This is a genomic window from Ruminiclostridium cellobioparum DSM 1351 = ATCC 15832, from assembly GCF_000621505.1.
GTDB classification, from domain to species: domain Bacteria; phylum Bacillota; class Clostridia; order Acetivibrionales; family DSM-1351; genus Ruminiclostridium; species Ruminiclostridium cellobioparum.
Genome location: NZ_JHYD01000001.1, coordinates 386186 through 408145, shown reverse-complemented (window position 1 = coordinate 408145; position 21960 = coordinate 386186). Strand labels below are relative to the sequence as shown.

Here is a 21960-nt window from a genome sequence, read left to right as displayed (position 1 = left end):
AAAAGTGTTCTTGAAAAGGTTGAATACTTGAAAGGTAAAGATTGTAGAAATGATAATTTTGATATAAAGATTTATCCTTTATTTTAAGTTTAAATCATTTTTACTGTGATAACTAAACCTTTTATTAAACCCCTATCAATCCAAAGGCGGGTACTTTATGTCTTTTTTATAATACCAGGCTTCTTTTCCACCGGCAAACATTATAAGTACTTTATCTTCCTCTTGTTTTTCAATAAATCCAAACTGATCGTAGCTTTCAACATAGTTTTCATTTTTATCAACTCCCAGGGTTCCTTTAGGGATAATGATATCTTTTATAAGCTTTTGGTTCTCTTTTGTATATTTTTCAGTATTTGATTCGCGTATCCATCCTCGATTATTTGTAGGTGTATCATACGTTCTAAAAACTACAAACAACCACGTAGTATCGTAAGTGGTATAGCCTGCAAATATTACTTCTACCAAGGTATCGTTAAGATCACAAACTTTGAGACTGCTGTCATCAGGCATCCATAAAACCGGAGCAGATTTGCTTACAAACCTGTAACTTTCTTCATATCCAGTATAAGTAACAGACAAAGTTTCATAATTTGAGAGGATTGTGATTTCATTACTACTTGTTGAGGTTGATAAATTCTCAGAATTATTGGAGCAACTTGAGCTAAATAATGTAATAATAGCTATAATTATTAATAAACCTGACTTTAATTTCATACTACACCTCTTGTTGTTCTGAAATTAGCAGAGATAATTTTTATTGATGTCAATATTATTAAACAATTCATGTGTTTTAAAATACTAAAGTCCAATAACGTGTATTTACAAACTTTAGTACCTTTTACATTATAAACTATTTAAATATTCATCGTCAACAAATTACCTTATTTGTAACATTAAGGTAATTTGTTGACAGACAGAAAAGCCGTAACTTTATAAAAATTGCAAATACCGGATATTCAAAAGTATAGATAGGCTCAAATTGAAAAATGCTGCGGCAAATATAAAAAACATTTAGTGGTATAACAAGTAATATGTCTATGATTATACATATCACTCGTTATACCACGTATCAATACCCACCGTTTCATTATCCTTCAAACTGTCATATCTCCCGTCGGAGGTTATTACACGCACACCGTACTCCTCAAGAAAGTCAAGAAAAAGTAATGTTTTGGCATTATTCCTTCCCAGTCTTGATAAATCCTTCAGTACTATCAGATTAATGTTGCAGGACAACACATCCTTTTTCAGCTCTTCCAGAGCATCTCTCTCAAAGCCTGACCCAGACACATTATCATCGACATACGTTTTGTATATTGTCCCCAGATTATTTCTTTTTACATAATCAACCAATAGTTTTTTTTGAGTTTCAATTGTTTCAAGATTTTCTTCATTTTCATCTCTGCTCTGCCGAACATATATTCCTATGTGATAATTGATATCAGGCTTGTTGAATCCCAGCATTGCCCTGTTACCTCCTTGCTGCATTTGTTGAAATTTCTTTCATAGCATCTTTAAATCAGGAGCTGACTTCTATTTCATTTATATTCACATTCACTGAATATTAAAATTTGTCCTAAATAAATTAGCGTATTAGTTTATCCTTCTAAATTATTTATCTAATCTCACCAATTTCATAAATAATGTAAAAAACAGAAAATATTACAATTTATTCCTTTTAAAATATGTTAAAATCTAATTAAATATGCTAATTTTTCCTAATATGACAATTTTTAGTTCAGCATTGACTGTGTTGGGTAAATATGTAAAAGAAAAAGGGGGGGTTGTGCTGTTTGAATATTCCATATCCGGCATCAGAAAAATGCGCAAAATCAAAACAGAAGGAGTGTAAAGTAAATGGTGAATGTAAATATGAGAATAAGGCTCAGAGCATGGGTTGTCGGCTTTTCATTGCTGCTGACAGCTTTAATTCCGGCAGGCAGCGCATCCGCCGATACCAACGGCACGATAAACGTAAGTATTGACACAACAGCGGAAAGAGCTGTTATCAGCCCTTATATTTATGGTGGAAACTGGGAATTTAACAATGCAAAATTGACCTCGAAAAGATTCGGCGGTAACAGGACGACAGGCTACAACTGGGAAAACAACTACTCAAGTGCGGGAAGTGACTGGCAGCATTCCAATGATACCTATTTGCTGACAAACAATAATATCCCAACAGACAGATGGAGTGAACCAGGTGTAGTTGTATCCGATTTTCAGGACAAAAACCTTACAGCCGGTGAAAAATACTCATTGGTTACTCTGCAGGCTGCAGGCTATGTTTCTGCGGATGCCAACGGTACGGTAACAGCCGGCGATACAGCACCATCCAGCAGATGGAAAGAGGTTAAATTTAAAAAGGATGCACCTCTGTCTCTTACTCCTGATACAACCGACAATTACGTTTATATGGATGAATTCGTCAATTTCCTTGTAAATAAGTATGGACGTGCATCGACACCTACCGGTATAAAAGGATATGCCATAGACAACGAACCAGCTCTCTGGTCCAGCACACATCCTAGAATTCACCCGGAGAAACCCACCTGTGCCGAGCTGGTTGACAAAAACATCAACCTTGCAAAGGCGGTTAAAAGCATCGACCCGAATGCCGAAACCTTTGGCCTGGTGGCATATGGATTTTCAGAATATAACGACTTCCAGACCGCAACTGATTGGGCAGATGTTAAAGGAAACTATGCATGGTTCCTGGATTATTATCTTGACAGCATGAAAAAGGCCTCAACCCAGCAAGGTACCAGACTGATTGACACACTCGACCTGCATTGGTATCCGGAAGCCCAAGGCGGCGGACAGAGAATTTGCTTTAATGAAGACCCCTCAAATATTGAGTGCAACAAAGCACGTCTTCAGGCGCCAAGAACATTATGGGACCCTACATATACAGAAAATAGCTGGATTGCACAGTATTTCAGCTCCAGGCTGCCTTTGCTGCCGAAGGTACAGGCTTCAATTGACCAATACAATCCCGGAACAAAGCTTGCATTCACCGAGTATTCATATGGCGCGGACAACCATATAACCGGAGGTATAGCCCAAGCCGATGTTCTGGGTATAATGGGAAAATACGGTGTATACCTTGCCACGGTATGGGGCGGCGGAAGCTACACGGCAGCCGGCATAAATATGTATACCAACTATGACGGAAATGGTGCGGCATATGGTAATACAAAGGTAAAAGCAGAAACCTCGGATGTTGAAAACAGTTCGGTTTACGCATCAGTTGATGAAAATGACGACTCAAAATTACATGTTATTTTAATAAATAAAAATTATGACAGTCCGATGACAGTAAATTTCGATATTAACAGCAGTAAGAATTACACTGCAGGAAGGGTATGGTCATTTGACAGAAGCAGTGCTAATATTACTGAAAAAGCCCCTATAGAAGCTATTAACAGCAATAAATTAACTTACACGATCCCTGCATTGACGGTATGCCATATTGTTCTCGATTCTGATGCTGCTCCGATACTGTATGGTGATGCTAACAATGACGGATCAGTTGACGCTTTGGATTTTTCTTATTTTAAAAAGCTGTTAATGAACCCTGATATTGAATATAACAAAGCCCTGGATTTAAATCTGGACAAGACTGTGGACGCAGTGGATTTCAGCATTATGAAACAGTATTTGCTTAATATAATACACAGTCTGCCTTATACTTCAGAAAATAAACCGCCTGTAGCGGCTATAAGTGTATCACCAAAGGAAGCCTTTACAGGGGATAATATTAGTTTCGATGCCACAGCTTCAATCGATCCTGACGGAAATATTTCTATTTACTCATGGGATTTCGGTGACGGTTCCGAAGGTACTGGGGCAAAGATTATTCACAAGTACAAGGCTCCCGGAACCTATACCGTAAGGTTGACAGTTATTGATGACAAAGGCCTGTCAGCCTCGGCAACAGATTCCGTATCCATTTCAACTGCTACTGGTGACAATTCTAATATTAATTTTGAGGACGGAACTCTTAACGGTTTTGTCTCCAGCAGTACTGCATCAGTCCTATCTGTCACATCAGATAAAGCCTTCCAGGGAAATAAAGCGCTTAAATGGGAGGCAACCTCCACAGCAGACGGAAAGCTGGATGCTGTAGTAAATAGCAGTGTACCGGTAATTGACCCCGGACAAACCATGACCTTCAGAGTCTGGATACCTGCAGACGCTCCAATAAAAACAATTCAACCATTTGTCATGCCTCACGATCCTTCATGGACTACAACAGAATGGTTTTCTGCCTGGAAGAGCTATGACATGGTAAAGAAGGGTGAATGGAACGAGTTTGTAGTCACCCGTTCTCTTACATCGGATGTAAATTTGACGCAGTGCCAGTTCGGCATTCAGGTTGAAACCTCTGAGCAAGGTAATTTTACAATGTATGTTGATTCCATTGACTGGTAATTGGTTTTTACGAAAAAAAGTGGCAAAATCAAATACCCTAAATGCCAATTCATTGTTGTTTGAATAACCAAGTACTAAAGATATAAAAAGATATAATATGAGAGAATAAAATAAGGGGCATTATTGTTGAGATAATGCCCCTCTTGCTTTTCAAATTCATTTTGTCATTTAAAAAAATCATATCCCAAATTTTGTTATATCATAAGCTGCAAAATATCGCACAGGGCTGGTACAAGTATCGTAGTACACAGGTGATACAGATTCATATACAACATATGCGTAAGTCGTACCCATTACAACACCTTCCGATAAGGGAGGAAGTGTTGTGGTACTTTTAAGAGTATTTACCTTTTTACTCTGATCCCAGGTATATGAGTACAACTGGGAATCCTTTGTCCTTCCATAAGACGATGAAATCATCATTCTATTTCCTCTGACTGAAATACCCTGTGTTTTCAGTGGAACTGAAATCTGAAACTGATACGGCAGTGTCGGGCTGGTTGTTGTCTTGTTGTTTACCGCATAGCAGCGTGCAAATGATTTTTCAGAGTCAGTTTCGCTGAATTGTGCAATCCAAAGATAATCATTCACAGCATCATAACACATTGTTGAAGCAGAATAGCTCAAATCTGCTACTCTATTATATGTAACACTTAAAACTTTACCTTTGCAATCTGCCAGTTTTGAATATTTAAAACATCCGACAGAATTCCCATTTGAAACCCATATGTTGCCACTTGTACTGCAGTCATAAGCAACTCCGCCTACATGCGCGGTACCGGGTAACTTGATTGTACCATAATAAGATTTATCACTCTCATTAAATACATATATAACCGAATTATGAGTACCGGTTTCGTCTCCGCAATACGCAGAAATCAACAGGTAATCACTTGCAAAAGTAATTCCTTGCGGGACCATTTGAGAACATCCTCCAGACTTAGCCGCGCTGCGGACCAGATCATAGATATCATATGTAGCTGATGTTGACTGATACGCTGCTGCCGAAGCAGCAAAACTTAAATTACACATTATTGCAAATAAAATTGCAAAAACCCATAATCTTTTTGTTACAATTTTCATTTTAAGAGCCTCCTTTTCAATTTTTATTTTACAAAAATGTTTAAAACCCAAATGGTAATTGTCAAACTATTTGTCAAAATTATACCATATCTTAAACAAAAATTATACAATAATGGTAAAAAATATAAAATCATGTATTTGTAAAAAGTGTTCTTGAGATTGATATGCTCGATTAAAATATAAGTAAATAAGATGGGAATGAAAAGAAGATAGTTAGTAATGCTAATATTCAGGTCAGAATCAGCATGCCTGCATAAGCTAAAATAAGTTGCACACAATAATAAAAAATTATTATCAGCGGTGATCAAATTGGTATTCTGGAATAAACATAAGGATAAAAACAAGAGTAAGAGTGAGTGTTTGACATACCCGGACCATCAATCCGTAGAAGGTAATATCAACTCATCGCTTTCAAAAAACATTGAACTTTTTATGAGTATTTTCTGTGATGAAGATACCTTCATTGTCAGAAATATCGAAAGTCAGTATAACAAATCAATAAAATGCAGCGTGTTATTTATGGAAGAAATGGTTGATACCTCAATTATTAATGATAATATACTCCGCCCTGTTTTACAGAATGACAGTTTGAAAAGCAGCGGTGATACTATAGTGCAATTACAAAATATGGTAATAAATGCCGGTCATATACAGAAAAGTCCTGATATAAACACTTTAACACATTCGATACTCAAAGGGAATACGGTATTATTACTGGAGGGTTCATCAGAGGCGTTGATTATCGGTTCTATTGGAGTCAAAGGCAGAGCCATTGAGGAACCGGAGGCTGAAAAGGTAGTAAGAGGTCCCAGGGAAGGATTTACGGAACAAATAATGACCAACTTGTCCCTGTTGCGCAAAAGACTGGAAACCACTGATCTCAAATTCAGGTTTATGACTGTGGGTGTCAAATCCAGGACAAGGATTTGTCTCTGTTATATGAACAGTATTGTCAATCCGAAAATTCTTAAAGAATTGGAAGACAGAATAAACAGCATTAAAATAGACAGCATATTAGCCTCCGGATATATTTCTGATTTAATGAAAGATGCACCGTTATCTCCGTTCAGAACTGTAGGAAGCACAGAAAGGCCCGATATTGTAGTGGGAAAAATATTGGAGGGCAGAATAGCTGTAATAGTAGACGGAACTCCTGTTGCTCTTACTGTTCCATACCTGTTTCTTGAATATTTTCAGGCAAATGAAGATTATTATATTAATTTTTACTTCTCCTCAGTCAGCAGGATGCTCCGGATACTTGGTTTTATTCTTACCATATGTGTACCGGCAGTTTATGTAGCACTTATGACATTCCACCAGGAGATGATACCTACCCCTTTGCTCATCAGTATATCCGCTGCCAGGCAGGGTGTGCCTTTTCCCACTATTGTTGAGACATTTCTTCTTCTAATGGTTTTCGAAATATTGATAGAAACCGGTACCCGAATGCCAACAAATATCGGTCAGGCTCTGAGCATAGTCGGCGCATTGGTGTTGGGCCAGGCATCTGTTGAGGCAAAAATAGTAAGTGCTCCGATTGTCATTGTAGTTGCCATCTCCGGAATCACCAGTCTTATGATTCCGAAAATACAAGGGCCGGCGTTGATTTTAAGAGTTGTATTTTTAGCTTTGTCCGCATTTATGGGTTTTTATGGTCTTATTTTTGGAATTACAGGTGCCATGTTACACCTTTGTGAAATCCGATCCTTTGGAGTACCATATTTACTATATTTGACCTCAATGGAGCCGAAAGACCTGAAGGATACTTTAATAAGGGCACCATTATGGTATATGAATTACAGACCTAAATTGCTGTCACAAAATAACAAGCTACGACAATCAAAAGGAAAAGAGAAAAAATGATAAGAAGATTATTAGGTTCTCTATTAGTCATTACTGTACTTTCAATTTTTTGCACCGGATGCTGGGACTACAGGGAAATCAACCTGATGTCCATAGTGTCGGGAGCGGCAGTTGATAAAACCCCTGACGGCAAATACAAATTAAGTATTGAAATTATTGACCTGAAAGGCGGAGGAAAAGAAGCACCTGTTCACTCAAAGAAATTGGAAAGCTATGGTGACTCAGTTTTCGATGCCATACGCAACTCAATCAAGATCAGCTCTCAGAAATTATATTGGGGACATGCTGAGATCATTATAATAAGCAAGGATGTTGCAAAGGAAGGCATATTGCCGATTATTGATTTCTTAAGCAGGGATGCCGAACCCAGATTATCGATAGATATTCTGATTTCCAATGAAGATACGGCTGAGAAGATACTTGATTCACAGAGCATTTCCACCGAGATTCGTACTTATGAAATAAATAAGATGCTTGATGATCAAAAAAAACTGTCCAAATCGCCAAAGGTTGAGATTTATCAGTTTATAAATGCTCTGGGAGATGAAGGTATTTCTGCAGTGCTCCCGGTTGTAGGCCTGACTCAGAATTCCGGGGAAGCGACATCCCAATTGGCAGGGACCGCAGTTTTCAAACAGGATAAGCTTCAATACATGTTCGATGAAGATGATACTAAATATTATCTTTTTGTAATGGACAAAATTAAAGGCGGCCTTTTAGTTGTTAATAAAACACAAAACAGTAGTAATGCCGGTAATTTTACCCTGGATATAGACAGTAATAAAACGTATGTAAAACCTGTATATTCAAAGGGTAAACTTTCTTTTGAGATCAGTATCAAAACCAAAACTACTTTGGGTGAAATTGATGACAATAAAATCAAATTTACCAGCCAATCTGAAATTGAGAAATTGGAAAAACAAGCCCAGACTGTGTTAAAGCAGAATGTTGAAAGAGTTATAAAGGCAGTACAATCCGGGTATGATATCGACATATTTGGCTTCGGACTGAAAGTAAAGCAGGATATGCCGGAATTGTGGAAGAAAATTAAGCCTGATTGGGATGATCTTTTTAAAAATGTACAGGTGAAGGCAAATGCAGAGGTTAGAATCAAACATGCCGGATTGCTTTCAAACCCGATTATGATGGGGGACTGAACTTGACTTTTTTACTATTGTTCACAATTGTTCTTGCTTTCTATATAAGAGACCTTGTCCAGATGTACAGGGAAAAGAGGTGGCTGCTTTTTTCGCTTTTTTCCTCATTGACGATACTTATATTTATTATGTTTCTGTTGATTGCAATTGGAATAAGTATCCCCAGTCCCTCTGAGCCCTTGAAGAAATTAATCAGTCTTATATGGAGCCTGGGATGATTTATCCTTTAAGTTGTAAAGAAAGGAATGGTAATATGGAAAAAGAACTGATTACTCAAAAACAGGGATTAGCTGTAATGATCATGTTTACACTGGGCAGTACGCTTGTGCTTGGAGCAGGAGGAACTGCAAAAAATGATGTCTGGATAGCAATTTTAATTTCAATGCTTTTGGAAGTTCCTATAATATTGATTTGTTGCAAGATTCAAAAGCTCTACCCAGCTAAGAACATATATGAAATTTTTGAGACGGTATTTGGAAAAGTGGCAGGAAAACTCCTGTCAGTTCTTTTTATCTGGTACTCTTTTCACCTTGGGTCACTTGTAATTAGAAATTTTACCGAGTTCATTGTAAGTGTTTCATTGCCTCAAACTCCGCAGAGCATTGTCGGTTTATTTATGATTTTTTTGTGCATCTGGGCCGTAAAGGCAGGTATTGAAGTCATCTGCAGGTGGACCGCCATTATATTTCCAATCACTATTATCGTAATTTTGGCGGTTACCTTCCTCTTCGCACCCATATTGAATTTTGAAAACTTCAAACCCATACTTTTTTATGGAATTAAGCCTGTAATAGCCAGTGCATTTTCAGTATTCGCATTTCCTCTTTCAGAGACTGTAATTTTTCTGGCCTTTTTTAATCAACTTAATTCTAAAGCCAGTGTTTATAAGGTTTACTTTTTAAATCTGCTGATAAGCGGCCTGTTCATAGTGCTGGTATCTGTGCGGACACTTCTCTCATTGGGAGTGCCGAATATATCAATTGAGTTCTTTCCGACCTATTCTTCAGTACGGCTGGTTAATATCGGCGACTTCCTGGAGAGAATTGAAATAACGGTTGCAATGGTTTTCCTTTTTGCGGGCTTCATTAAAATTAATGTATGTTTATACAGTTCCTGCCTTGGAGTAGCAAATCTGTTCGGGCTTAAGAATTACAGACAGGTAGTGGGGATACTCGGGCTCTCCATGCTGCTTTTATCAGTCATATTCTACAGAAATACGTCTGAAATGTTCGATTGGGCCAACAATATCTATAAATATTACGCTTTTCCATTCGAGGTCATTTTACCCGTTATTACCTTACTATTTTTTGAAATAAAAAAGTTTTTTATAAAAAGAAAAAGTTTACCTGATCCCGCAGAGGATTCCTAATTATACTTGAGTTGGTTTTTTCAAGCCGGTAAAGAATGTTTTTACCGGCTTGCTTTTGTTTCTGTCGGCTATCTCCTTGCTGTCAGCGATATTATTTTGAATATCAGGTCTTTTACTTCAATTTTTCCCTTATAAACACTTATGATGCGTTTTGGTTTAACTTTTGGCATGTACATAACCTCTTTTCACTACCTGCATCAATCTATATAAATTATATTCGCTGTATCAAGATATTAAAATTTGTCCCTTAAATATCCTTTAATAAATACATTTAATAAATATAATGTGATAATAAATCAATTGTATTTTGGAATAGAATGTAATATTATGTATTTATAAGTATTTTATTACATTTATGTAAAATGAATAAATACTGCGGCATACTACTTTAATTTTAAAAAGGAGGCGTTTTTATGGGTAGGAAAACAGTGAAATATGTTTTCTTAGTATTGGCACTAGCGTTATTGATACCTGCGGTGCCATTCATCAAAGTCGCGGCAGTTTCCATACCTCCGGAGGGTGTCAGGTATGAATTTGAAAACGGTATTCAAAACAATGCCGAAATTCATACCGACTATGTGGGAAAAACCGAAGACGGCCAGACAATCGATCTTACCGGGGCAACCTGCACCTTTATCGCCCAGAAGGGTACAAGTACTTCTGTCAATGTTGAGATTGACAAGGCCGGGCTGTATGAATTGATTGTCCGCTATGCCCAGCCCTATGACAAGACCAAAAAGGTACAATATCTCAATGTTAACCACTCCAACCAGGGTGAGGTAAGTTTTCCTTACACACTCACCTGGAAGGAGATGTCGGCAGGAATTGTCAAACTTAATCAGGGTACCAACAATATTGAATTTGAAAGCTATTGGGGTTATACCTTCTTTGATTACCTTGTGGTAAAACCCGCCGATGAAAGCATCACCGGCCTCAAGGTTGAAAAAAAACTGGTAAATCCCAAAGCTACCAAGGAAGCCAAAGCTCTCATGAGCTATCTTGTTGATGTTTATGGTAAACATATCCTCTCAGGCCAGCAGGAACTGTGCGGTTCTCACAACTACGACGGTTCCGAGGCCGAATTCACCTACATAAGGGAGAAAACCGGAAAGCTGCCCGCTGTAAGGGGTTTTGATTTCATGAACTACCGCGGAAACGGCTTGCTCTGGGATGATCTCTGCGCCGAACGGGTTATTGACTGGTACAACAACAAGGGCGGAATCCCAACTGTCTGCTGGCATTGGTTCTCACCGGGGAATATCGGGAAGAAAGCCGACAACAGCTTTTATACCGACAGTACCACTTTCAGCATATCAAAAGCCCTGACTCCGGGAACTGCAGAAAATACTGCGCTGCTGGATGATATAAAAGTCATGGCAGGAAAATTCAAGCAGCTTCAGGACGCGGGAGTTCCCGTACTTTTCAGACCTCTCCATGAAGCAGAGGGCGCATGGTTCTGGTGGGGTGCCGAAGGTCCCCAGAATTGTGTAAAGCTCTACAGACTTCTATATGATAAATTCACAAACGAATACGGGCTGAATAATCTCATATGGGTGTGGACCTCCTATACCTATGAAACGTCACCCCAATGGTATCCAGGCGATGATGTGGTAGACATGGTGGGCTATGACAAGTACAATGCCAAGGACGGACTGCCCAACGGAAGTGCCATAACCTCAACCTTCTACAATCTCGTAAAGTCCACAGGCGGTAAAAAGCTGGTTACAATGAGCGAAAATGATACCATCCCGCAGGTCTCAAACTTAATAAATGAAAAAGCCGCCTGGCTGTATTTCTGTCCATGGTACGGCTGGTATCTCACAGGAGAGCAGAACAATCCTGTCAGCTGGCTTACCGAAATATATAAAAGCGAATACTGCATTACCCTCGATGAGCTTCCCGACCTGAAAACATATCCGGTACCTGACGGCCAGGATATTTTATACGGCGACCTGAACTCAGACAAGTCAATTGATTCATTGGATCTGGCTTTGATGAAGAAATGCATCCTGGATAACAACCAGGGGATCAAAGCTGCTGACCTGGACGGCAACGGCTCAACCGATGCATTGGATCTCGCCCTCATCAAGCAGTATTTGCTCGGGCAAATATCGGTATTTCCAGTAAACAAGCAGGTAATCTGATAAATCATAAAATAAGTTGATTTCGAAAGGAATAACCATTATGAATAAGAAACTTAATTTCTTAAGGAGAGCAGGCTGTTCGGCCATAAGTGCCGTAATTCTGACAGCATTGGTCTTCCCTGCCGCAAATATGAATGTCAGTGCTGCCGGTGCGGAGTACAATTATGCAAAAGCACTGCAGTATTCCCAATATTTCTATGATGCAAACATGTGCGGCACCGGCGTCGGCGAAAACAGCCAATACAAATGGAGAGATGATTGCCATATCTATGACGAACAGCTTCCCCTTGATACCACCAACACAAATATGTCACAGAGCTTTATCACCAAAAATAAAAGCATTCTTGATCCTGACGGAGATGGAAAGCTTGATGTATCAGGAGGCTTTCACGATGCGGGCGACCATGTAAAATTCGGTATGCCCGAGGCATATTCAGGTTCTACATTGGGCTGGGGCTTTTATGAATTCAGGGAGCAATATGAAGCCACCGGCCAGGACGCCCATGCCAAAACAATCCTGAGATATTTTAATGATTACTTCATGAAGTGTACATACCTGGATAATTCGGGCAAGGCAATAGCCTTCTGCTACCAAGTTGGGGACGGTGACGTAGACCACGCTTACTGGAATGCGCCTGAGAACGACGAAATGTTCAGAAGAGGCTGGTTTGCCACTGAAGAACTGCCTTCCACAGACTGTGTGTCTGCCGCAGCGGCTTCACTTGCAGTCAACTATATGAATTTCAAGGATGAAGACCCTCAATATGCGGCTAAAAGCCTTAAATATGCAAAGGCCCTGTTTGAATTTGCCGAGAGATGCCCCACCAAATCATGTAATGCCGACGGCCCCAAGGGTTATTACACCTCTTCAAAGTGGCAGGATGATTATTGCTGGGCAGGGTCATGGCTTTACCTGGCAACACAGGAAGATCATTATCTAAGCGAAGTTTTCAAATATTTTGATTATTATGCCCCTCCCTCCTGGACGCACTGCTGGAACGATGTCTGGGCCGGCACCGCATGTATCATTGCCGAAATAGACGACTTATATGACAAAAACGGTCAGGTGTTTGAAGATAGGTATAGGACCGCAACAAACAAGAGTCCTTATGAGGAGATAAATTTCTGGGGACAGATTGCCAAAACTCTTGACAGCTGGATGACAGGCAAAACCGTAACCATAACCCCCGGCGGATATGCATTTCTCAATCAATGGGGTTCTGCCAGATACAACACTGCCACCCAGCTGCTGGCCGTGGTTTACGACAAGCATCATGGCAATACCCCCTCAAAATACGGCCAGTGGGCAAAATCACAAATGGATTACCTGATGGGCAACAATCCTTTAAACCGCTGTTATATAGTAGGCTACAGCGATATATCGGTGAAATACCCCCATCACAGGGCGGCTTCGGGCACCTCCATGGCTGAAGATCCCGCGCCCCACAAGCATGTGCTTTACGGTGCATTGGTGGGCGGTCCCGGTTCAAAGGATGAGCACAAGGATGTTACATCGGACTATGTATACAATGAAGTAACAATTGACTACAATGCGGCATTTGTGGGTGCCTGTGCCGGTCTTTACCGCTTCTTCGGGGATTCTTCAATGCAGATAACCCCCAACTTCCCTCCTGAGGAAACAGGCGGTGAAGAGGAGGAAACCTCATACTGGGTTGAAGCCTTCGGTGTGAACATAGTGCAGTCCGACGGCCCAAAAGCCACCGAAGTAACCTTCTATGTCCGTTCCAATGCTCCAAAGACTTCAAAAAACATCTCGGTAAGATACTATTTTGACGCAACCGGAATGACCTCCCTTGATCCAAACAGTATTGAAATGAGGGAGTTATACGACCAGACGGCTGCAGAAACAAATTATAATGCCATACTTTCGGGACCCCATAAATACACCAGCAGCAAACTGGGAGAAAATAAAATATACTATGTGGAAGTGACCTGGGATGGTTTTTCCATAGCCAACTCCAACAAAAAGTACCAGTTCGCACTGGGTACCTATGCATGGCAGAACTATTGGAATCCGTCCGATGACTGGAGCTATCAGGGCTTGAAAATTGAAGACAGCAACTGGACAGGCACCCCTGTCAAAACAGATAATATCTGTGTCTATGATTCCGGCGTTCTGGCTGGCGGTACCGAGCCTGACGGAACCAAACCTGCCGGGCCGGCAACAATCATGAGAGGTGACTTGAACGGTGATAAGGAAGTAAACGCACTGGATCTTACACTTCTAAAGATGCACCTTCTGGGAAGCCAGCTCCTGACGGGAGATGCCCTCAAGGCCGCGGATATGGATTCCAGCGGTTCGGTGGATGCATTGGATCTGCTCAGGCTGAGAAGCTACCTGTTAGGACTGTCTGAATTGTAAATTGTATTGTCAATCCAAAATTGTCAATCAAAGAAAAGAGCTGCCTTAAAATAGAAATTGAAATTCTATTGAGAGGCGGCTCTCATTTTCATTTTTGCAAAATTAGTCCGGTCATACCGTTCTCTTCTCAGTGACAACCAAATCCACCGGTATGTCGTAAGCCTCGTGAGGTATTTGCTCCAGCAGCTGGAAGTCATAACACACCCCAATCTTTTTGCAATTGCATGACGTCCGCACCAGATATCTGTCATAGAAGCCGCCTCCATAGCCCATGCGGTTTTTTTGAATATCAAAAGCGCTGCCCGGCACTATTATCACATCAAGCTCTGCCGGAGCAACAATACTGTCAATTTTCAGTTCAGGTTCCATAATGCCATAGCTGCCTTTTGTCTTCAGATCACTAAAATCCTTAATTTTAACAGCATGCATGACACTATCCCCGGCAGGGAATTTTTCTATACGGGGTACACTTACATTTTTACCCTGCAAAATCCATTCCTTTATCAAGCCATGGGTGTCAACCTCACTTCCAAAGCTGACAAAACACATAATGTTTTCAGCCTCAATTACAGCCTGCAGCCCATTCAGTTTTTCTGCTATACACCGGGACCAGCCAGGCAATTCCTGTTTGTCCATATTGTTTCTATATTCAAGGTATTGTTTTCTCAATTGACTCTTTGTCATAATAACTCCCCCCTGAAATACCTGCCGGTAACGAAAAATATAACAGAAACGGCTTCTCCCGTGCTTTAATAATAAAAATCAGGTCCCACAGCCAATGCAAATATGAACCAGAAGATTAACTGCATTACAAAGATTATCAAAGAGACTGTCAACAATGCAGCTCCATAGGATCTTCTATCAGAATCACTGTCGTTGGAAACCATGATCAAGCCGGCTATTATACCTATTATCTGACCGATACCTGGAATTATTACAGCTAATGCGCAAAGAAATACTTTTGCCCAATTACTCATAAGCTTTCCGCCGGCAGCTGGTGCACAATTGTTCAAAAGCAGCTGTCTCTCGAGAGACGTCACCTGTCTGTCCGCCCATAGAAGCTGTTGCTGGCTGTTATTATATGACTGTGAAACAGTTGAAACATTTTGCATTTTTTGGTGTTCATTCACTTCATTAACATCTTTAACGTTAATTTCGTTAACTTCGCTCAATTCTTCCTGTATATGTTCCTGCTCCATCCGATTAACCTCCATGAGCCATCATCCTCTTTATCAGTGATATTATACCATAATGTGACAAAATAGAAATAAGACTATTTATCTATTTTTAACCATATCCGGCTTATGGATGGAATATTTGATTTCAGATGTTACAGACCGCTACGAAATCTCCAGGCCCGACTCACAATTCACAGGCAGATAATAAATCCCAATCAGGCCCTTTATAACATCATCGTAATTTTCTTCAGTAATTTTATGTAAATAACCATTTTCCATATGTATGTACAGTGTGACACCAAAGGATTCATAATTGTCCATCAAGGCACTTATCATATCTATTGAATCCATCGGGTTAAAAAATTTTTTGACCCATCGGCGTGAATCCTCTTCCATTATATAATCCTTTTGATAAAAACTATGTAAAAACCTTCTTATTTCCCCCTGTTTGGTTGACCACAAACTCAATGTTACCGACATTATATTTCCCCCATGCTCATTTAAAATTGTCCAACTATTATACTATTTGACGTTGAGATTAAAAACCCTTTATGTAAATTGTTACAGTACAAAAAGACCCCGACAATCGCAGGTGTCAGGGTTTAATTATATAATTTTTTATACGTTATGTCACCTATCAATGATTACCTTCCCAATAACCTTTTGGATAGGGAGTGCACTTCATACTTGATTTTCTCCTCATCTATACCGGTGAATACTCTATTCTGCATTATAATATTTCCATCAATTATGACAGTATCCACATCCGATGCCTGGGCTGAATAAACTGCAGTTGACAGCGGATTGTTTTTGGGATAGAAATGAGGCTTGTCGGTATCTATAAGTATTATATCCGCTTTCATACCTTCTGAAATTTTTCCGGTATCGTCAAAGCCAATAGCCCGGGCGCCATTATAAGTCCCCATTTTTAACACAGTATCGGCCTTCATCAGCTGCGGGTTCATGGCAACACCTTTGTGAAGCAGTGCCGCCAGATTTATTTCCTCAAACATATTCAGGTTATTGTTGCTGGCAGCACCGTCGGTACCCAGGCAAACGTTAATACCCATGCCGATCATCTCGGGAACTCTTGCAATACCGCTTCCCAGCTTCAGATTGCTGGAAGGATTATGGGCTATACTGCAGCCCTTTCTTTTCATTATCTCCAGATCGCTGTCGGTCATGTGCACACAGTGTGCCGCTAAAACAGGTACATCCAGCACTCCTGTCTTTTCGCATATTTCTATTGAGGTCATTCCATAGTCTTTTTTGCTGGATTCAACCTCCGCGGTGGTTTCCAAAAGGTGGATATGGATGCCTGTATTGAGCTGTCTGGCAAGCGAAGCCGCATTTCTCAGAGTTTGTTCATTAAACATGTATGTAGAATGAATTTCAACAAATACTTTTATACGACCCTCGGCACTGTTGTGGTACCGATTGTAGTAATCCACCGTTCCCTGGCTCTTATCCAGGCGTTTCAATTCTCCGCCTTCAAAGAACTGAACCGGACTTTTGCAAAGATTTGCCTTTATTCCTGTCTCGGTCACAGCCCGGGCCACTTCATCCATAAACATATACATGTCTGCAAAAGCAGTAACTCCCGACTTCAGCATTTCAGCTATGCCCAGCATGGTTCCCCAGTATACATCCCTGTCCGTAAGCTTTGCCTCTATAGGGAAGATATTATCGAAAAGCCAGCTCTCCAATGCAATATCATCCGCATAATTCCTCATCAGGGTCATTGCACTGTGGCTGTGGGCATTCACCAGACCGGGCATTGCAAGCCCGCCCTTTCCGTCTATTTCCTTCTTGAAGCCAGTATTTTCAGGGAGTTTTTCGCCTGCAAAACAGATCTTCCTGTCTGAAACTCCGATAAAACCATTATGGATGACCGAATTTTGGTCATCCATGGTAATTATATCAACATTTTTTATTAATAAATCCAGATTCATCATTCCCTCGCTTATTCCGCCCAGCTGTTAAGATATTTCTTCTGATCCTTCGAAAGCCTGTCGATCTTAACTCCCCAGGATTTCAGCTTCATTTCGGCCACTGCCTTATCGATTTCAGCAGGCACGTCGATAACCTTATTTCCCAGCTTACGGAAGTTGTGAAGCATATATTTTGCGGAAAGTGCCTGCAAAGCAAAGCTCATATCCATTATTTCAGCGGGATGCCCGTCTCCTGCCGCAAGATTTACAAGCCTTCCCTCGGCAAGAAGGTTTATCCACCTGCCGTTGTCCAATTTGTAACCCATTATGTTTTTTCTCTGCTCCTGCTTTTCAACAGCTATCTTCTCCAGCTGTTCTACCGATACTTCCACATCGAAGTGGCCTGCATTGCATAGAATAGCCCCGTCCTTCATGCTCTTGAAGTGTTCTTCCGTTATTACGTCGCGGCAGCCGGTAACGGTTATGAACAGGTCTCCGACCTTGGCCGCTTCCGACATTTTCATCACTTTGTAGCCATCCATTATGGCCTCTGCCGCTTTTACAGGATCGATCTCGGTAACAATCACATTTGCACCGAAGCCCTTTGCCCTCATGGCAATACCTTTGCCGCACCAGCCATAGCCTGCAACTACTATATTTTTACCGGCAACTATGAGATTGGTGGTTCTGTTGATACCATCCCATACAGATTGACCGGTACCGTATCTGTTGTCAAAAAGATATTTGCAGTTTGCATTATTTACCGCAATCATGGGGAATTTGAGCACTCCCTCTTTTTCCATCGCTTTCAGTCGCAGGACACCGGTTGTGGTTTCTTCACAGCCTCCCATAATATGAGGTATAAGTTCTTTTCTTGTTGTGTGCAGGAGATTAACAAGATCTCCGCCGTCATCTATTATTATATTGGGCTTGTAGCCAAGTGCCAGATTGAGATGTTCCTCATACTCTTCCCTGGTTGAGTTATACCAGGCGTATACATCCAATCCGTCGGCCACAAGACCTGCAGCCACGTCGTCCTGTGTTGAGAGGGGATTGCTTCCGGTGACAGAAACTTCTCCGCCTCCAATTGCAAATAATTTTGCCAGGTACGCAGTTTTAGCTTCAAGATGCACAGATACAACTACTCTGACACCTTTAAACGGTGTTGTTGCTCTGAATTCATCCTCCAGGCTTCTAAGGATGGGCATGTTTCTTCTGACCCATTCTATTTTTTGTTTTCCCTTATCAGCCAAAGAAATATCACGTATAACACTTTTCATTATAAATATCCCCCATCTGTGTTTGGTTTACCACTAAAATTATATGACACATTATAGCCTGTTTCAACATTTTATTTTTATTCATTTTTCTTACCCTCTATTAAAAATGTACATTGTTAGCATAGGGTATGTATGTAAGCTTTAAATCCTACTTCTTGCTCAATAATTCAGTAACTGTCACTATGCTGTATCCTCTGTTCTTGATGCCTGCAACTATCTCCTCGATGTTGGCTATGTCATATTGGTTAAAATGAAGAAGTATGATGGAACCGCCGGTACAATTATTAACTACGTGCTGCTGGATCTTTTTTGCTATTTCATTTGTAGAATAATTCTTCCTCATGCGGCTTATGACACTGTTATAGGTTTCAAGATTCCATCCGATTACCTGATAGCCGCAGTCCTGGGCGATGGAAAGTATCCTGTCCTCCTTGTTTCCGTTCCCGCCGGGCAGTCTCAGGTATGGGAATTCACTTTTCATCCTATTCAAATACTCTTCTCCCAGCACCTTCTTCACACAGGTCTCCCAGCCCAATATCTCGTTTTTTACCTGCTGATCGGACAGTTTTGTCAGTGTGGCATGATTCAGAGTGTGGTTGCATATCTGGTGTCCTTCATTTATGGCCCTTTTCCACACCTGGGGATAATCGTCCAGCACACTTCCGATTATGAAAAACGTTGCCTTTATATTATTTTTTTTGAGAACATCCAGAGTTTTTATTATTGTCTTTTCGTTGTAGCCGTCATCAAAGGTAAGTGCCACGTAAGATGTCTTTGCACCCTTGAAGATGGTTTTTTGCACCACCTTGGCTTTCTTTGCGGTTTGAGCCTTATCATCGTTCTTTACCTCAGGCTTTTTATCGGGCTTTTTTTCAGCTTGTTTGTTGCTGCTGTTTTTATCTGTATCCTTGTTTTTTTCAGGCTGTACTTGAGTATTTTTATCATTCTTACCTGTTTCCGGCTTACTTTCGGTTTTGTTCTCCGGCTTATCCGCTGGTTTATTTCCGGGCTTGTTTTCAGACTTGCTCTCCTGTTTGTCTTCCGGTTTGCTTTCAGGCTTATTCTCCTGTTTGTTTTCGGATTCTTTTACAGGTGGGGCTTCTGTCTTATTGCCATCAGATGTATTTTTACCCGTATCCGGTGATAAATCATCGGCTGATGCCTGTAAGCCGTTTTCCGCAGCTTCCTCTCCCGTTGTTTTGGCAGAAAAGGTTATTTTTTGATTTGAGCTCTGAACGGTATTTTTTAGAAATCCATCATGAATAAACCCAATCTGGTTCTTTGAAGCCATATTGACAATGCCGCAGTACCATATCAGTATTATAGCCACAGTGCATATGGATAAAGTATAGACGGTACGGATAAATATTCTTTTGCCTTCCTCTGTAATCAGCCTGTTATATTTCTCGTATATGTTGAGTCTATGCAATATTTTTTTTAGCATGTATGTACCCTTTGGAAAGAATTATATATCTATTATACTACGATATACCGGAAAAGCACCTCCTTTTTGCTTTTAAGCCTTTTTTGAACGCCTGGCCGATATTTTGAATACATAGTTTTCTCCCGAGTTGTTATCCCAGTTATCAGCCGGGTCCTTAAAACATAATTGCAGACTTTTTCCCTCTAGAATTTGTATTTCCGTTGAAAACCCGTCAGTTCCCTTTTGCATGGGAGTATATGTACTGCCTGACCATTCACTGCCATAACCGGAATGAAGGTATATGCTTTCAGCCCCTGCCTCTGCAAGTAACCCCTTATAGGTTATCTTAATCCTGTCTCCGCCGTATATGGTTTTCTTCGATAGACTTACTCCACTTTCCTCATATGATTTTATTGCCATTTTGCCACCTCCGTACTTTATGTTATACCCGTTATAATTGCAATTTCACATTGGAATGAAATTTTTAACATTATACCACGGACAATGCACTTGGTCAATTTTACATTAATGTAATTTTATTACAAATAGGGCATTATCAATTTTTCCAGAGTGGGGCTGATCCCTAAAAGTTTTTTCAATTGCTTGTATTCTTCTATCACGGCTTTGTTCACACCGCCTGTCTTTTCAGCTCTGATCATCAGATTTTTCGGTGTTTCGAGAGGGGATACGTATTCTACGATGGACACCTTATAGCCCATTGCCTCAAGGAGCATCAGCCTGATTCCGTCGGTGAGCACATCTGCCAGCCTTGCTTTTAAAACCCCATGCCTGGTTATACTCTGAAGAATATCAAAAGAATATTGGCTCAGTATCTCCTTCTGGCAGCAGGGAACCATTACAATTGCTTTCGCATTGTTGTTAACAGCCAGAGCTATTGCCTCATCCGTTGCAGTATCACAGGCATGCAGGCTTATTGCCAGATGTATATCTTCTCCGGCGGTATAGTTTCGGATATCGGTTACTCTAAAATCCATATTCTTATAGTCCAACTGCTCTGCAATCTTTTTTGAAGCATCAATAACTGTTTTGGAAATATCAAGACCGATAAAATGGCAGTTCTTTTTCAGCACTTCTTTTATATAGTAGTTTAATACAAAGGACAGATAGGATTTTCCGCAGCCGCAGTCGACAACATTTATTTTTCCGTACCTGGCGCACAGGTTTCTAAGCATATCATCCACCAGTTCAATATAATGGTCGATCTGGTTGTATTTCCTGATCATATCATTTTTTATCTTCCCATTTTCTCCAAGTATGCCTATTGCCTTCAGAACAGCATCGGCATGTCCCACCTTTATATAATAATCCCTGTTGGTTATCTGGGAGGTTTCATTATGACCTTTGCCGGCATCGGCAGCGTCCTGGTCCCTTGTCTTCATCTTAACGCCCCTGTCATCGGCATCAATATGGATTGCCGTGCCCCGCTCTTCATATATCAGATTCATTGCTTCGTACTGCTCGGCTATTTTTGCAATTCTGGCCCCCAGCCAGGAAATCTCCATCCTGTCATTTCGGCCGTTATACTGTAAAAACAATCTGTTTTCCTTTAAAGTCACGACTGCCTCATAAAATTTTGTTCCCGACTTGAATCTGATTGTTATCTTTTTAAAAAAATCCGCATTTTCGGTTATTCTTTGCTCAAGTCCCGTTAAAAACAGACTCAGCTTTGAGATGCTTTGTTTATTCATGTTACC

Annotated in this window: 17 protein-coding genes; 6 read left to right on the top strand and 11 right to left on the bottom strand. The window is 40.5% G+C overall.

Translation table 11 applies throughout. The features are described 5' to 3' along the window. Positions 1-135 precede the first annotated feature (135 nt). Entirely contained in the window at positions 136-714 is a 579-nt protein-coding gene (locus T344_RS0101965) for a hypothetical protein (RefSeq protein WP_027627324.1), read from the bottom strand. Positions 715-1050: 336 nt separating this feature from the next. Continuing rightward, positions 1051-1464: a recombinase family protein gene (locus T344_RS0101960; protein ID WP_027627323.1), complete on the bottom strand. Its 414-nt coding sequence runs from the start codon at positions 1462-1464 to the stop codon at positions 1051-1053. A 393-nt stretch (positions 1465-1857) separates the two neighbouring features. Between T344_RS0101960 and T344_RS0101950 the strand changes: the two genes are divergently transcribed. Then, entirely contained in the window at positions 1858-4434 is a 2577-nt protein-coding gene (locus T344_RS0101950; protein ID WP_027627322.1) for a glycoside hydrolase family 44 protein, read from the top strand. A gap of 177 nt (positions 4435-4611) precedes the next feature. On the opposite strand, the gene T344_RS0101945 is transcribed toward T344_RS0101950, so the two are convergent. Then, positions 4612-5517 (bottom strand): hypothetical protein, encoded by a 906-nt coding sequence (locus T344_RS0101945; RefSeq protein ID WP_027627321.1) that lies wholly within the window; start codon positions 5515-5517, stop codon positions 4612-4614. Positions 5518-5877: 360 nt separating this feature from the next. On the opposite strand from T344_RS0101945, the gene T344_RS0101940 reads away from it, so the two are divergent. The 5 genes from T344_RS0101940 to T344_RS0101910 all read left to right on the top strand — a co-directional run bounded on the left by T344_RS0101940 (position 5878) and on the right by T344_RS0101910 (position 14433). After that, entirely contained in the window at positions 5878-7380 is a 1503-nt protein-coding gene (locus T344_RS0101940; protein WP_242842010.1) for a spore germination protein, read from the top strand. Next, a complete protein-coding gene (locus tag T344_RS0101935) occupies positions 7377-8537 on the top strand; it encodes a Ger(x)C family spore germination protein (protein WP_027627319.1) in 1161 nt (386 codons plus the stop codon). Before T344_RS0101940 ends, T344_RS0101935 begins: the two co-directional genes overlap by 4 nt. Before the next feature lie 253 nt (positions 8538-8790). Beyond that, complete coding sequence (locus T344_RS0101925) at positions 8791-9906, top strand: GerAB/ArcD/ProY family transporter (protein WP_027627317.1); 1116 nt, start codon at positions 8791-8793, stop codon at positions 9904-9906. Positions 9907-10319: 413 nt separating this feature from the next. Then, positions 10320-12050: a glycosyl hydrolase gene (locus tag T344_RS0101915; protein ID WP_027627316.1), complete on the top strand. Its 1731-nt coding sequence runs from the start codon at positions 10320-10322 to the stop codon at positions 12048-12050. Between the two features lie 40 nt (positions 12051-12090). Next, complete coding sequence (locus T344_RS0101910; RefSeq protein WP_027627315.1) at positions 12091-14433, top strand: glycoside hydrolase family 9 protein; 2343 nt, start codon at positions 12091-12093, stop codon at positions 14431-14433. 111 nt (positions 14434-14544) lie between these two features. Here T344_RS0101910 and T344_RS0101905 read toward each other — a convergent pair whose 3' ends face one another. The 8 genes from T344_RS0101905 to T344_RS0101865 all read right to left on the bottom strand — a co-directional run bounded on the left by T344_RS0101905 (position 14545) and on the right by T344_RS0101865 (position 21954). Further along, positions 14545-15117 (bottom strand): 5-formyltetrahydrofolate cyclo-ligase, encoded by a 573-nt coding sequence (locus T344_RS0101905; protein ID WP_084331055.1) that lies wholly within the window; start codon positions 15115-15117, stop codon positions 14545-14547. A gap of 65 nt (positions 15118-15182) precedes the next feature. Further along, a complete protein-coding gene (locus tag T344_RS27370) occupies positions 15183-15632 on the bottom strand; it encodes a hypothetical protein (RefSeq protein WP_004629702.1) in 450 nt (149 codons plus the stop codon). A 141-nt stretch (positions 15633-15773) separates the two neighbouring features. Further along, positions 15774-16091 (bottom strand): hypothetical protein, encoded by a 318-nt coding sequence (locus tag T344_RS0101895; RefSeq protein ID WP_027627313.1) that lies wholly within the window; start codon positions 16089-16091, stop codon positions 15774-15776. Between the two features lie 164 nt (positions 16092-16255). Beyond that, on the bottom strand, positions 16256-17563 hold the full coding sequence (locus T344_RS0101890) for an amidohydrolase (RefSeq protein WP_084331053.1): 1308 nt from the start codon (positions 17561-17563) through the stop codon (positions 16256-16258). A gap of 11 nt (positions 17564-17574) precedes the next feature. After that, positions 17575-18822: an adenosylhomocysteinase gene (locus T344_RS0101885; RefSeq protein WP_027627311.1), complete on the bottom strand. Its 1248-nt coding sequence runs from the start codon at positions 18820-18822 to the stop codon at positions 17575-17577. Between the two features lie 148 nt (positions 18823-18970). Continuing rightward, positions 18971-20266, bottom strand: a complete 1296-nt coding sequence (locus T344_RS29545) for a polysaccharide deacetylase family protein (protein WP_051571532.1) — start codon at positions 20264-20266, stop codon at positions 18971-18973. Between the two features lie 72 nt (positions 20267-20338). Continuing rightward, the gene (locus tag T344_RS0101870; protein ID WP_027627310.1) at positions 20339-20665 is read right to left on the bottom strand and encodes a carbohydrate-binding protein; all 327 of its coding nucleotides are present in this window, start codon (positions 20663-20665) and stop codon (positions 20339-20341) included. Positions 20666-20784: 119 nt separating this feature from the next. Continuing rightward, positions 20785-21954, bottom strand: a complete 1170-nt coding sequence (locus tag T344_RS0101865) for a class I SAM-dependent methyltransferase (RefSeq protein ID WP_027627309.1) — start codon at positions 21952-21954, stop codon at positions 20785-20787. Positions 21955-21960 lie beyond the last annotated feature (6 nt).